The organism is Neopusillimonas maritima (assembly GCF_003576595.1).
Lineage (GTDB): Bacteria > Pseudomonadota > Gammaproteobacteria > Burkholderiales > Burkholderiaceae_B > Neopusillimonas > Neopusillimonas maritima.
This window is the reverse complement of record NZ_NQOU01000001.1, coordinates 522,294-536,280: the sequence shown is the minus strand read 5'-3', so window position 1 is coordinate 536,280 and position 13,987 is coordinate 522,294. Positions and strand designations below refer to the sequence as shown.

At 53.0% G+C, this 13,987-nt stretch carries 11 protein-coding genes; 6 read left to right on the top strand and 5 right to left on the bottom strand.

The window, feature by feature from the left end; all coding sequences use genetic code 11:
- Window positions 1-13 precede the first annotated feature (13 nt).
- From nuoL to CJO09_RS02610, 4 genes are read left to right on the top strand one after another with little or no spacing between them, the layout of a single operon-like run.
- Complete coding sequence (nuoL, locus tag CJO09_RS02625) at window positions 14-2,023, top strand: NADH-quinone oxidoreductase subunit L (RefSeq protein WP_119440955.1); 2,010 nt, start codon at window positions 14-16, stop codon at window positions 2,021-2,023.
- Window positions 2,020-3,522: an NADH-quinone oxidoreductase subunit M gene (locus CJO09_RS02620; protein WP_119440954.1), complete on the top strand. Its 1,503-nt coding sequence runs from the start codon at window positions 2,020-2,022 to the stop codon at window positions 3,520-3,522. The genes nuoL and CJO09_RS02620 overlap by 4 nt, the downstream gene beginning before the upstream one ends.
- A 12-nt stretch (window positions 3,523-3,534) precedes the next feature.
- Window positions 3,535-5,019, top strand: a complete 1,485-nt coding sequence (nuoN, locus tag CJO09_RS02615; RefSeq protein WP_119440953.1) for an NADH-quinone oxidoreductase subunit NuoN — start codon at window positions 3,535-3,537, stop codon at window positions 5,017-5,019.
- Between the two features lie 52 nt (window positions 5,020-5,071).
- Window positions 5,072-5,578: a DUF2818 family protein gene (locus CJO09_RS02610; RefSeq protein ID WP_119440952.1), complete on the top strand. Its 507-nt coding sequence runs from the start codon at window positions 5,072-5,074 to the stop codon at window positions 5,576-5,578.
- Between the two features lie 6 nt (window positions 5,579-5,584).
- Here the strand turns inward: CJO09_RS02610 and serB are convergent, their stop codons facing one another.
- On the bottom strand, window positions 5,585-6,430 hold the full coding sequence (gene serB, locus CJO09_RS02605; protein ID WP_119440951.1) for a phosphoserine phosphatase SerB: 846 nt from the start codon (window positions 6,428-6,430) through the stop codon (window positions 5,585-5,587).
- A 61-nt stretch (window positions 6,431-6,491) separates the two neighbouring features.
- On the bottom strand, window positions 6,492-9,983 hold the full coding sequence (gene mfd, locus CJO09_RS02600) for a transcription-repair coupling factor (RefSeq protein WP_119440950.1): 3,492 nt from the start codon (window positions 9,981-9,983) through the stop codon (window positions 6,492-6,494).
- Window positions 9,984-10,012: 29 nt separating this feature from the next.
- Here mfd and ispD point away from each other — a divergent pair, with 29 nt between their 5' ends.
- Both ispD and ispF read left to right on the top strand, forming a co-directional pair.
- Window positions 10,013-10,771: a 2-C-methyl-D-erythritol 4-phosphate cytidylyltransferase gene (ispD, locus tag CJO09_RS02595; RefSeq protein WP_119440949.1), complete on the top strand. Its 759-nt coding sequence runs from the start codon at window positions 10,013-10,015 to the stop codon at window positions 10,769-10,771.
- Entirely contained in the window at window positions 10,768-11,253 is a 486-nt protein-coding gene (ispF, locus tag CJO09_RS02590) for a 2-C-methyl-D-erythritol 2,4-cyclodiphosphate synthase (protein WP_119440948.1), read from the top strand. Before ispD ends, ispF begins: the two co-directional genes overlap by 4 nt.
- 4 nt (window positions 11,254-11,257) lie before the next feature.
- On the opposite strand, the gene CJO09_RS02585 is transcribed toward ispF, so the two are convergent.
- The 3 genes from CJO09_RS02585 to ompR all read right to left on the bottom strand — a co-directional run bounded on the left by CJO09_RS02585 (window position 11,258) and on the right by ompR (window position 13,987).
- Window positions 11,258-11,806 (bottom strand): peroxiredoxin, encoded by a 549-nt coding sequence (locus CJO09_RS02585; protein ID WP_119440947.1) that lies wholly within the window; start codon window positions 11,804-11,806, stop codon window positions 11,258-11,260.
- A 72-nt stretch (window positions 11,807-11,878) separates the two neighbouring features.
- On the bottom strand, window positions 11,879-13,246 hold the full coding sequence (locus CJO09_RS02580; RefSeq protein ID WP_119440946.1) for a sensor histidine kinase: 1,368 nt from the start codon (window positions 13,244-13,246) through the stop codon (window positions 11,879-11,881).
- A gap of 6 nt (window positions 13,247-13,252) precedes the next feature.
- Window positions 13,253-13,987 carry an osmolarity response regulator transcription factor OmpR gene (gene ompR / locus CJO09_RS02575; RefSeq protein ID WP_114419823.1) on the bottom strand — a complete coding sequence of 245 codons (735 nt, stop codon included), beginning with the start codon at window positions 13,985-13,987 and terminating at the stop codon, window positions 13,253-13,255.

Here is a 13,987-nt window from a genome sequence, read left to right as displayed (position 1 = left end):
GGAATAAATAACTATGAGTTCAACCACTTTATATCTTGTTGTTGCCTTGGCTCCATTGGTGGGGGCGATATTGGCGGGTCTTTTCGGTACAGGGTTTCTGGGGCGTCAGGTGGGTCGCTCGGCTGCCCATAGCATCACCATTCTGGGTGTGCTTATTTCGTTCATTGGCTCGGTTGTGGTGCTGTTCCAGGTACTGAATGGGGAAACCTTTAATGGCGCCGTATACACATGGAATGCCATTGGCGGCACCGCTATCGAAATCGGCTTTTTAATCGATAGCCTGACCGCCCTGATGATGGTGGTCGTCACGTCAGTTTCACTCATGGTGCACATTTACACCATTGGTTATATGGCAGATGACCCGGGTTACCAGCGCTTTTTCGCCTACATTTCATTGTTCACCTTTTCCATGCTCATGCTGGTTATGGCCAACAATATGCTGCAGCTGTTCTTCGGTTGGGAAGCGGTGGGCTTGGTGTCGTATTTGCTGATTGGTTTCTGGTATACCCGGCCAACCGCTATTTTCGCCAATATGAAAGCGTTTCTCATTAACCGTGTCGGCGATTTTGGTTTTATTTTGGGTATTGGCTTGCTGTTTGCCTATACCGGCAGCATGAATTACGACCAGGTTTTCTCACAGGCAGGTTCACTGGCGGAAACGTCGTTCCCCGGCACCGATTGGTCGCTTGTTACGGTGGCGTGTATTTGCCTGTTTATTGGCGCGATGGGTAAGTCTGCCCAGGTTCCCTTGCACTCCTGGTTGCCCGACTCAATGGAAGGCCCCACGCCCATTTCGGCATTGATTCATGCAGCAACCATGGTGACGGCCGGCATTTTTATGGTGGCGCGCTTTTCGCCGGTATTCGAACTTTCCGATACGGCTTTGTCATTCATCATCGTCATTGGTGCGATCGGTGCCCTGTTCCTGGGTATTCTGGGGATTATCCAGAATGACATCAAGCGCGTTGTCGCTTATTCCACGCTTTCCCAGCTGGGCTACATGACAGTTGCCCTGGGTGCATCAGCATACTCGGTTGCCATTTTCCACTTAATGACGCACGCTTTTTTCAAAGCGCTGCTGTTCCTGGGTGCGGGCTCTGTCATTATCGGCATGCATCACGATCAGGATGTTCGCAACATGGGTGGCCTGCGTAAATACATGCCGATTACCTGGATTACTTTCCTGATGGGGACGCTAGCCCTGGTGGGTACCCCGTTCTTTTCAGGTTACTACTCGAAGGAACACATTATCGAAGCCGCCGGCGCGGCAAATGTGTGGGGCGCGGGCTTTGCCTACTACGCAACCCTGATTGGCGTATTGGTGACTTCGCTATATTCTTTCCGGGTTTACTTCTTGGTGTTTCACGGTAAAGAACGCTTTGACACGCAAGGCGACCACGGCCATGGCAGTCATGATCATGGCAATCACGGGCATCATGGCGGCCCACCTCACGAGTCGCCCTGGGTGGTAACGCTACCGCTGGTATTGCTGGCGATTCCATCGGTAATTGCGGGTATCTGGTTTGTCGACCCCTTGTTGTTCAACGGCTACTTTAGTGGTGTTATTGCAAACCTGCCGTCGCACCCAGCAATGGCGGATCTGGCTGAAGGCTGGCACGGCTGGCTGGCTTATGGTTTACACGGTTTTATCACGCTGCCATTCTGGTTGGTGGTCGCAGGCTTCGTTATTTGCTGGTATTGCTACATGGTCAATCCTGCCGTGCCGGCAGCCATCAAGTCGAAGCTTTCCGGGCTGAACACAGTGCTGGAAAACAAATACTATGCCGACTGGTTCAACGAGCAGGTTATTATGCGCGGCGCGCGGTGCCTGGGTCGGGGCTTATGGCAGAAGGGTGACCGCGGCTTCATCGATGGTGTGCTGGTTAATGGCAGTGCCCATGTGGTTGGCATGGTGGCGGCCGTTAGCCGGCATATCCAGTCCGGCTACATTTATCACTACGCGTTTGCCATGATTATCGGCATTCTGGCGTTTCTAACCTATTTTGTGCTGATGGTTCACTGATGGCTAGCGATATGGCGTCTTCCTCTCTTCCTTGGCTTACCTTGTCGATTTTTGTGCCCATAGTGGCAGGCCTTCTGGTGCTGCTGCTGGGCCGCGACGACCGGCCCGGCCTGACGCGCTGGCTGTCATTGGCGGGTGCTGTTCTGGGCTTTCTGGTCACGTTGCCCTTGTATGCCGGTTTCAACAACAACACATCCGACATGCAGTTCGTGGAAAAATCACCATGGATTGAAACGTTTGCCGTTAATTACCACCTCGGCATCGATGGAATCTCCCTGTGGTTTGTGCTGTTGACCGCGTTTATTACTATTATTGTGGTGGTGGCCGGTTGGGAAGTCATTACGCGCAAAGTGGCGCAGTATATGGCTGCATTCCTGATTTTGTCGGGTTTGATGGTGGGTGTGTTTGCCGCGCTCGACGGTCTGCTGTTTTATGTTTTCTTCGAAGCCACCCTGATACCCATGTACATCATTATCGGGGCATGGGGCGGTCCGAATCGGGTATATGCGGCATTCAAGTTTTTTCTGTATACCTTGTTGGGTTCATTACTGACACTGGTTGCTTTCATCTATTTGTGGCATGCCTCGGGAGGCTCTTTCGATATTCAAACCTGGCATCAACTGCCGCTGGCCTATACCCCTCAAGTGCTGATCTTCCTGGCATTGCTGGCTGCCTTCGCTGTGAAAGTGCCGATGTGGCCGGTACATACCTGGCTACCCGATGCGCACGTTGAAGCACCGACGGGGGGGTCGGTAGTGCTGGCCGCCATCATGTTGAAGCTGGGCGCTTATGGTTTCTTGCGCTTTTCGCTGCCGATCGCGCCCGATGCATCGCAAGATCTCGCCTGGCTCATGATTTCACTGTCGTTGATTGCAGTGATATACATTGGCCTGGTCGCCATTGTGCAAGACGACATGAAAAAACTGGTGGCGTACTCTTCGGTGGCGCATATGGGCTTTGTGACCCTGGGCTTTTTCATTTTCAATACCGCCGGTGTTGAAGGGGCCATTGTTCAAATGATCTCGCATGGTTTCGTTTCAGGTGCGATGTTCCTTTGTATTGGCGTACTTTACGACCGCATGCATACACGTCGCATCGACGCGTACGGCGGTGTAGTGAATGTCATGCCGCGTTTTGTCACCTTGTTTGTGTTGTTTTCCATGGCCAATGCCGGGTTGCCTGCAACCAGTGGTTTTGTCGGCGAATTTACCGTCATTATGGGCGCGGTTGAATACAACTTCTGGATTGGCTTGCTGGCGGCCACTGCGTTGATTCTTGGCGCTGCGTATTCATTATGGATGGTCAAGCGCGTGGCTTTTGGTGACATTACCAACGAAGAGGTACGCGGCATGTCGGATCTGAATGCGCGCGAATTCCTCATTCTGGGTGTGATGGCGGTCGCCGTGCTTTACATGGGCATTTATCCGAAGCCGTTTACCGATGTCATGCATGTCTCGGTTGAGGCACTGCTGCAACATGTCTCTGTTTCGAAACTGTAGGCCTGAATCATTATGCAATATCAATTTCTGTTCTCTATGGCATTACCCGAGATTCTGCTCTTGATTCTGGCCATGGCCGTATTGCTGATCGATGCGTTCAGCGACAGCCAGACCCGGTTACGTACTTATGGGTTGACGCTGTGCACTTTGGGGGTGCTGACGGTTGTCAGTGCCTATCAGTGGATGCAGGGCTTTGAAGGGGCGACATTCAGCGGTTTGTATGTCGTCGATGATCTGTCGCATTTTCTTAAGATTGCTTCTTACATTGCTGTTGCCGTAACGCTTATCTATGGGCGGGAGTATGCCGAAAAGCGCGACATGATGGCGCGTGGAGGGGAGTTCTACACGCTGACGCTGTTTGCCCTGTTAGGGCAAATGGTGATGATTTCGGCCGGTAATTTGTTGACCGTCTATCTAGGCATTGAGTTGATGTCGTTCGCTTTGTATGCGCTGATAGCATTGCGTCGTGACCACATTCAATCGACGGAATCCGCCATGAAGTATTTCGTGTTGGGCTCGCTGGCGTCCGGCATATTGCTTTACGGTTTGTCGATGTTATACGGTGCCACCGGTAATCTCGATTTGGCAGGCATTGCGCAGGTTATCGAAAGTGATCAAGCTGAAACGCTGCCCTTGGTGTTCGGGCTGGTTTTCGTTGTAGCGGGTTTGGCGTTTAAATTGGGGGCAGTACCATTTCATATGTGGGTGCCCGATGTTTATCAGGGCGCACCTACCTCCGTAACCCTGATCGTAGGCGCTGCGCCAAAAATTGCCGCTTTTGCCATTGTGATGCGTTTGCTGGTCGACAGCCTGCACGGTTTGTCGAGTGACTGGCAGCCGATGTTACTGATTTTGGCTGTATTGTCGCTGGCCATTGGTAATCTTACGGCCATTGTGCAAACCAACTTTAAACGCATGCTGGCGTACTCAACCATTTCGCATATGGGCTTTGTGTTTCTGGGCTTGCTTTCGGGTGTGACTCAAGATCAACCGCTGGTCTCTACCGAAGCTTACGGCGCTGCGTTGTTTTATATGTTGGTGTACGTGCTCACAACGCTTGCCTCGTTCGGGATTATTTTATTGCTGAGTCGCCAGGGCTTTGAGTGTGAAGAAATTTCCGACTTGAAGGGGTTGAACCAGCGTAGCCCTTTATTGGCCGGGATTCTTTTGCTTGCCATGTTTTCATTGGCGGGTATTCCTCCACTGGCGGGATTCTATGCCAAGCTGACCGTACTGCAGGCCTTAATCGGAGCAGGTCATGTGATTGTTGCTGTCATTGCCGTACTGTTCTCGCTTATTGGGGCGTTTTACTATTTGCGTGTTGTAAAGGTAGCGTACTTCGACGAACCTGAGGAGGGGGCGCCCGCTGTACCGACAGGAACGGTATCCAGTACATTAATGTCGGTTAACGGCCTGGCCATTCTGGTTTTGGGTATTTTGCCGGGTGGTTTAATGGCCTTATGCGTTGCGGTTATCGATAGCTCGCTCGGGTTTTAAGCGTGTCGTTTTGCCTGAACGTAACGTAACAATTTAACGGAAGCTGCCGGCTATGGATCTTACGCTCGCCATTGTGCTTTTAGTGGGCTTGTCACTGGTAACAGCGAATTTGCCGTTTCTCGTCGAGCGCTCTTATCTGGTGGTGCCTTGGGCGGCTCCCGGCGGTCGATTCCCAAATGGGCCGCTTCGTTGGCTGGAGTCTTTGCTGTTTTTTGCTGTTTTAGCGGCCTTCGCCTGGATTACATGGGTCTGGATTGGCAGAAGTATTGCTGGGCCTCTTGGTCTGATCTTGCGCGTGGTCGTAATGAGTGTGCTGTTTGGGGCGGTGTTGGCCTACCCAGGGCGGCGGATGCACAAAAGTGGCGTTAAGCCATTTTTGCTTCGCTTGTGTGAAGTTTTGGTTTTTTATTGCCTGATTGGTTTGCTGGCCTTTGCCTTTGAGGCCAGCATGGGCAATGTGTTTCAGCAAAACTGGGAATTCTACGTGATTACGTTAAGCCTTTTTTTGGTTATGGCTTACCCCGGTTACGTTTATCGTTATCTGCTGCGTCGTCGCTAACTAGAATTAGTGCTTGAACCAGTTCAGTACGGCGTCAAGGCCGCTTACGTTCAAACTGAAACGCGTTTGTTGCCGAACAATGGGTTTGGCACGATAAGCAACAGAATAATACGATAGCGCCAGCATCTTTAAATCATTTGCCCCGTCTCCCAGCGCAATGATCTGTGAAGGCTCGGCTTGTGTCTCTTTGGCCAGCCACGTTAAGTGGTCTGCCTTGCCTTGTGCGTCAACAATATCGCCCAGAACCTTCCCAGTGAGTTTTCCCTGTTCTATTTCAAGCGTGTTGGCAAAAGCGAAATCCAGACCCAACTTTTCTTTCAGGCGCTCGGTATAGAGCGTGAAGCCACCGGATACCAGCATGGTTTTCAGCCCTGCCGCCTGAGCTGTTTGAATAAGTTTTTCGGCGCCGGCATTCAGGCGCAACCGCTCTTCAAACACCTTGTCCAGATCACGAACGGAAACGCCCTGAAGTAAAGCCACGCGACGTCGCAGGCTTTCGGCAAAGTCTTTTATTTCACCTCGCATGGCAGCTTCTGTAATCGCGGCAACTTCCGGCTTACGGCCAACCATATCCGCAATTTCATCGATACATTCAATATTAATGAGCGTTGAGTCCATGTCCATGGCCAGCACGCGGCAATCAGAAAAAGGTTTGATTTCTTCAAGAAATGCGCCGTCGACACCCAATGCGTCGCATGTTTGCCTAATAAACTCCTGTTCTTCAACGTCGATATTCTGCAGACAAGTGGCCGTGCTGTTGATGCGTTGTATGCTTGCCGCCTGAGCGACCGCTGCGATTTTCTCAACGTGGGTAGGATTTAAGTTCGGTGCTTGAATGACGAGATGGGTCATGACAAAAGATGATAACGATTTAAGAAAAAGCGCTTGTCGTGGCGCAAAGGTGGGCGGATCTTTATTCCAGCGCGTTCAGAATATTGCGCAAGACCGCTATTCTGGCTTGAATGAGTTCTAGCGAAGTGTTCTTTTCGACGGGTTTCATTTCAATTTTCAATTTGTCCTGCCCCGCCAGTTTAACGTGGCGCTGACTTTGCACCAGTTCGATAATCTTGACGGGGTCGACATTAGGTTTTGCTGAAAACTGAATAAGCGCCTGCGTTTCTCCAGCATCGATTTTGGTAATACCCAATGGCTCTGCAACCAGACGCAATTGATGCGTGGCCAATAAAGTACGGGCAGCGTCGGGCAGTTTGCCATAACGATCAATTAATTCTTCCTGAATCGATGTGAGGTCGTCGGGGCTGGTGGCATGCGCCATTCTCTTGTATAGCCCAAGGCGTGCGTGAACGTCCGGGCAATAGTCGGCCGGCAATAATGTAGGGGTGTGCAGGTTAACCTCGCATTTGGCGTCGAACGGCGATTCCAGGTCGGGCTCTTCGCCATTTTTAAGCGCTTTAACTGCTGTATTCAACATATCGGAGTACATGGCGAAGCCCACTTCCTGGATATTCCCCGATTGGGATTCCCCCAGAACCTCACCGGTTCCCCGGATCTCCAGATCGTGCATGGCCAGGAAAAAGCCGGAGCCAAGTTCCTCCATGGCCTGAATGGCTTCAAGTCGTTTCTTGGCGTTGCTTGTAATGGCATCTTCGCCGGGCGTTAGCAAGTAGGCATAGGCTTGATGGTGCGAACGACCCACCCGGCCACGCAATTGGTGTAATTGAGCCAACCCCAGGCGATCGGCACGGTGAATAATAATGGTGTTGGCGCTGGGAACGTCGATGCCGGTTTCAATGATGGTGGTGCACAACAGAACATTGAAGCGTTGCTGGTAAAAGCCCTTCATGACATTTTCCAGTTCACGTTCGGGCATCTGTCCGTGCGCCACAGCAATACGCGCTTCCGGAACCAATTCTTCCAGCCGTGCCCGACGGTTATGGATGGTGTCGACTTCGTTATGCAAAAAGTACACCTGGCCGCCGCGTTTCAGCTCGCGCAACACTGCTTCGCGGATGGTACTGCCATCTTCACGGCGCACGAACGTTTTGATTGCCAGTCGTTTCTGAGGTGCGGTGGCGATTACCGAGAAATCCCGGATGCCTTCCAACGACATGCCCAGAGTACGGGGAATCGGTGTGGCGGTCAGTGTCAACACATCGACTTCGGCGCGAAGGGCTTTCAACGCCTCTTTCTGGCGGACACCGAAACGATGTTCTTCGTCGATGATGACCAGCCCCAGAGATTTGTACTTAACGTCTTTTGACAGAATTTTGTGCGTGCCGATCACGATGTCGACTTTACCGTTCTTGAGCCCTTCGATCGCCGCATTGACTTCTTTGGTAGAGCGAAAGCGCGAGAGCTCAACAATATTGACCGGCCAGTCGGCAAAGCGGTCGGAGAAGGTTTGCGCATGCTGTTCCGCCAATAGTGTCGTGGGACATAGCAACGCGACTTGCTTGCCGTTGGCTACGGCAAGGAAAGCAGCACGCAGGGCAACCTCGGTTTTGCCGAAGCCGACATCACCGCATACAAGACGATCCATAGGTTTGTTGGAGGTCATGTCTTGAAGCACGGCTTCAATCGCGTTGGCCTGATCAATCGTCTCTTCGAAACCGAAGCCTTCTGCGAAAGTTTCGTAGTCGGTAATGGGCAGCTTGAACTGATGGCCTTGTCGGGCGGCGCGCATGGCGTAAAGCGCCAGTAATTCGGCAGCGGCATCGCGCACGTTCTTTGCAGCCCTGCGCCGCGCTTTATCCCACTGGCCTGAGCCCAGTTGATGCAGAGGGGCATGTTCCGGGTCGGTACCACTGTAGCGAGAGATCACGTGCAGTTGAGAAACCGGGACATATAGGGTGCTGCCGGAGGCGTATTCCAGGTGCAGGAACTCCATGGTGCCTTCACCCAGGTCCATGTTGATCAGGCCTTTGTAGCGTCCGATGCCATGATCAACGTGTACTACCGGATCGCCTTCGCGCAATTCCGACAAATCACGCACCATAGCCTCAACATTACTGCCCCTTTCCTGGCCGCGCCGCTGGCGTCGCACTCCGTGTGTATGACCGGGGTATAGATTGTTCTCGGTTAAGAGCGTGAGCGGGACATGGGGCAGTTGAAAGCCGCGATCAAGGGGAGCGACGGTAAGAATAAAACCGGGAGCATGTCGCAACGCATCGTTCAGGGAGTCAACGATCGCATCCGGGCGCAAATCAAACTCAGTGAGCATTTGCAACAAGGTTTCCCGACGCCCCGCGGAGTCGGCGCAAAGGACGATTTGACCGGAGGAATGCGTAACGAGTTGGCGCAGTTTGGCCAGTGGGTCATCCGCACGCCGCGCCACCGCGACATCCGGGTTGGCTTGAATTTCAACATGTTCCCCTTCGTCTGCCACGCTGACTCGGGCGAACTCGCCTAGTGTGTGAAAAAACGTCTCTGCATCGAGGAAAAGGGTTGACGGCGGTAGTACAGGTCTTTCCCGGTCGCTTTTCAGGAATTGATAACGGCTTTGGGTGTCTTGAGTGAAATGGGTAATGGCGTTTTCAACCAGGCCCAGGGTAACGACAAGTGTATCGGCACTCAAGTAATCAAACAGGGTGGCCGTCTTTTCAAAGAAAAGCGGCAAATAGTACTCTACCCCGGCGAACGCAATGCCGTTGCCAATGTCGCGATAGGGCAGCGCCCGTGAAGGATCGCCTTCGAAAACCTCACGAAAGCGCGCACGGAATTGATTGCGTGCTTCCTCGTCCATGGGGAATTCCCGGCCAGGTAAAAGCTGGACCTCTTTAACCGGATAAATACTGCGTTGTGTGTCAACGTCAAAACTTCGAATCGTCTCAATTTCATCGTCGAACAAGTCGATGCGATACGGCACGGCCGACCCCATGGGGAAAAGGTCAATCAGGCCACCACGTATACTGAATTCTCCGGGCGCGGTAACCTGACTTACATGCGCGTAGTTGGCCAACATGAGCTGTTCGCGCAATGCCTCTTCATTCAAAGAGTCCCCTTGGCGAAATGAAAAGGTATAAGCTGCCAGGAACGAGGGCGGAGGCAGGCGGTAAAGCGCTGTGCTGACAGGTACCGTCAGAATATCGACGTTTTGCTGCATCAAGGCGTGCAGGGTGTGCAGGCGTTCTGAAACGAGGTCCTGATGGGGTGAGAAGCCATCGTAAGGCAGTGTTTCCCAGTCGGGTAAAGGTCTAACGTTTAACTTGGGATTGAATAAATGTATCTCGTCGGCGAGGCGTTGTGCAGTTAGTGGTTCGGCGCACAGAACGAGAATGGGGCGTTTGGCCTGTGTGCTGAGTTCGGCAAGCAACCAGGCGTCGCCCGAACCGGCCGGTGGTGGTATTGCATATCGCGCGCCGGGTTTAACGGCCTTGAGCAGTTGAGATAATGAGGGCAGCAAATTGGGGACGGCGTGAGCGTCGGAAAATATTTCGGTTGTCATTTCACTGTGCATTATAAAATCGGTTTGTTATGTCTAAGAAAATTATTGCGATCGTGCCCGCAGCCGGAGTGGGCAAGCGCGCTTTGGATGTCTCTAACGAAGGCGCTGCCGTGCCCAAGCAATATCGATTGCTTAAGGGCAAGCCCATGTTGCGCTGGTCAGTGGAGGCGTTGTTGGCTGACCCGCGTGTGGAGCAAGTCAGGGTTGTCGTCGCAGTCGACGATCCGCGCGCCCAGGCAGTGCTTGACGGTTTGGCGCGGGTGGTTGTGCGTCCGGTTGGCGGGCCAACACGGGCTGAAACCGTTTCGGCGGGTTTGGCTGATGCCGCCTTAGATAATGACGCTTGGGTTTTGGTCCATGATGCGGCACGACCAGGGTTGCCGCTTTCCAGTTTAAATCGCTTAATTGACATCTGTTTGTATGAACAACAAGGCGGTTTGTTGGCTCTGCCGGTTGCAGACACAGTTAAAAAGGCGCATAAAGCGGCTGCATTTGCTCCGGCCGAGGGTTGTGTTTTAACCGGCACTGCCGGCAAGCCCGCAACCCGTTATGCCGTTGCTGAAACGCTTTCCCGGGAATCATTATGGTTGGCTCAAACACCGCAAATGTTTCCTGCTGAGCTTTTGCGCAAAGCGCTTTTGCAGGCGCACCGGGCTGGTGTTGAAATCACGGATGAGGCGTCGGCGATGGAGCGTTATGGGGTTGAGCCACGCCTGATTCCGGGCGATCCGCGCAATTTCAAGGTAACGTGGCCAAGTGATTTTGATTTGATGGAAAAGTGGTTATGAGTTTGTCTATTCGTGTTGGTCAGGGGTTTGATGTTCATGCGTTTGTTGAGGGCCGTCCACTTATTCTGGGCGGCGTGACAATTCCCTATGAAAAAGGTCTTCAGGGGCACTCCGACGCCGATGCGTTGCTGCATGCGCTTACCGACGCTTTGCTCGGCGGTGCAGGACTGGGGGATATTGGTCGTCATTTTCCTGATACTGATCCACGTTTTAAAGGGGCCGATAGCCGGATACTGTTGCGAGATGCTTACCAGTTGGTACGTGAAGCCGGTTGGTTGGTGGGCAATATCGACGCCACAATACATGCACAGGCGCCAAAAATGGCGCCTTATGTCGCAGACATGATTCAATATATAGCGGATGACCTTCAAATTGACGCCGGTCAAGTCAACATCAAGGCGAAAACAAATGAAGGTCTTGGCTACCTGGGGCGTAAGGAAGGCATTGCAGCCAACGCAAGCGTGCTGCTATTTCGCCCCTAGTGTCTTAAAGCGTTTCACCACCGGGCTCGCGACCGCAGGGGCACAACTCTTCCGTTTGCAAGGCATCGAGAATTCGCAAAATTTCTTTCGGATTGCGTCCTACGTCGAGTGTATTAACCGAGACATGCTGAATAACGTTGTCGGGGTCGATAATAAAAGTGGCGCGTAACGCGACGCCCTCGTTGCGTTCACGAATGCCCAGTTGGTCGATTAATGCACCGCTGGTGTCGGCGAACTGGAAATGGGCAAGTTTGGCCAGATCAGCGTTTTCACGGCGCCATGCCAGCTTAACGTGTTCGTTATCAGACGAGCCTCCCATGAGAATCGCGTCGCGCTTATCGAACTGTTCAGTCAGGTCGTTGAAACCAACAATTTCGGTGGGGCAAACGAAAGTGAAATCTTTCGGGTAAAAATAAACGACTTTCCATTTGCCCGGGAATGAACTTTCCGTGATGTCCTCGAACGCAGACACCCCGTTTTCCTCATGCTGACTAAAGCCGGGCTTCACGCCGGTAACCTTGAAAGGTTCCAGTTTGTCTCCCACTGTTTTCATGTGCACTCCTGCGAGGTTTTTCTGGGCACAAGTTTGCGCCCGCTCAGTTGATTGTATGCGATTCAGCCGGCTTTAGTGGCGAGCCAGGGGCAGGGCAATGCGTGCAATAAGGCCGCCTGAGGGCGGTGAGATGAGCGTTAGGCGGCCGCCAACATGCCCAAGCAGGCGCTCAACAATGGCTAACCCCAGGCCTGCTCCGCTAACGCCGGTTCGCGCCGCTTCCCCGCGTGAAAACGGACGTAACAGACGTTCGATCTCAGAGGCTTCAACACCCGCCCCCTTGTCGCTGACCTCAATAAAGGTTTGTGATCGCTCTTGTCTGGCACTTAAATGGATGTGGCAACTGTCGTCGACGGGTGAGCGACCATAGCGGCGCGCATTCTCGATGAGGTTGCCAACAATACGTTTTAAGTCGTGCGCGGTGATACGGGCGGTGAGTTTGTCGGGGATGTCTGCCGTCAGGTGGCCACCGAGTGCCTCTGTGTGTGTTCTTTCACGCTCGTAGATATCCTGCAGAACCTTGGAAATATCAATGCCTTTTTCCGGCAGGGCCGCCGCCGGCCGAGCGTATTCCATAAGCTGCCCAATGCTGTGGTCGACTTGCGCCAGATCTTCATCGATTGCCTGTCGGGCTTCATCGTCGACATTGCTCATTTCTATTTCCAGACGCATGCGTGCCAGCGGGGTGCGCAAGTCGTGGGAAATACCGGCCAGCATAATTTCGCGATCGGCTTCAATACGACGCAGGTCACTGAGCATGCGGTTGAACGCGTCATTCATTTCCCGCACTTCCAGTGGGCCCGCTTGTGGCAGGGGGGACGGTATTTGCCCCCGGGCGACTTGTCGGGCCACTCTGGCCAATTGGGCCAGCGGGCGATTGACAAAGCTGACGCTGATTGCCGAGCCGATCAGTGCCAACAAAAGTGCGGTAGCGCCCCACCAGAACCATTGCAAGCCAACGGTTAGCCCGAGTTGCTCGCGATCAAACACCAGCCAGTAGTGGTCATTTTCAATATCGAAACTGACCCAAATGCCGGGAACCTGGTTAACCGACCACATGACCTGCGCGTTGGGCCCCAGACGGGTTTTTATTTCCTCAACAACATGATCCCAATAACTTGATTCCGGGATCGGTTCAAGTTCATCGGTTGGTTCGCGGGGTTGGACACGCAAGCTTTCTTTGGTTGCCAGATCCAGCAACAGAGCGGGTCTGACTTCTTGCGGTGCATAAATTAACGCAGATCGGGTGATACTGACCGATGTCGTGACCCGTTGCGCCATTTGGGTGGCGCGGGGGCCTTCTTCCATGCTGAAAAATACGTGCAGCCATGTTCCCAGGCTAACCAGCATCAGAAGGCCGAGGAGCAAAAAAGACCGGCTGAAAAGGCTCAGCCGGATCTTCGAAGTGAAACGCTGCAACTGTTTTTTCAGAAGCGGCATTTTTGTTTAATTACCGCCATCGGGGATAAAAACGTACCCCAGCCCCCAGACGGTTTGAATAAAAATGGGTTTGGACGGGTTGGGTTCGATCAATTTACGCAAGCGGGATATTTGCACATCGAGACTGCGGTCGAACGCTTCATATTCTCGCCCACGTGCCAATTCCATGAGTTTGTCGCGTGAGAGGGGAATTTTAGGGTGGCGCGCGAATACTTTCAGGACCGAGAATTCGCCCGTTGTAATGGGGACGGTCTCGTTGTTGCGCGTGAGCGTGCGGGTAGACAGATTCAGCACATAAGGCCCGAACTCGATTGCCTCGTTATCCTGGCTGGGCGCGCCGGGATGCTCTTCAGTACCACGGCGGCGCAAAATTGCATTCACACGGGCCAATAACTCGCGCGGGTTGAATGGCTTGGACAAATAGTCGTCGGCCCCCATCTCAAGCCCGACAATGCGATCAATTTCTTCAGCTTTGGCTGTAAGCATGATAATGGGTGTGTTGTCGTGGCTGCCGCGTAAGCGCCGGCAAATCGACAAACCATCTTCACCGGGCAGCATGAGGTCGAGCACCAGAAGGTCGAAGTGCTCGCGCTGCCAAAGCTTGCTCATTTCCTTGGCGTCTTCGGCAACAAATACGTTGAAGCCTTGTTCAGATAAGTAGCGACGCAATAGGTCGCGCAGACGTGGATCGTCGTCGACGACCAGTATTTTTCGTGCAGGAGACGGGTTTTGTGTGTTCAT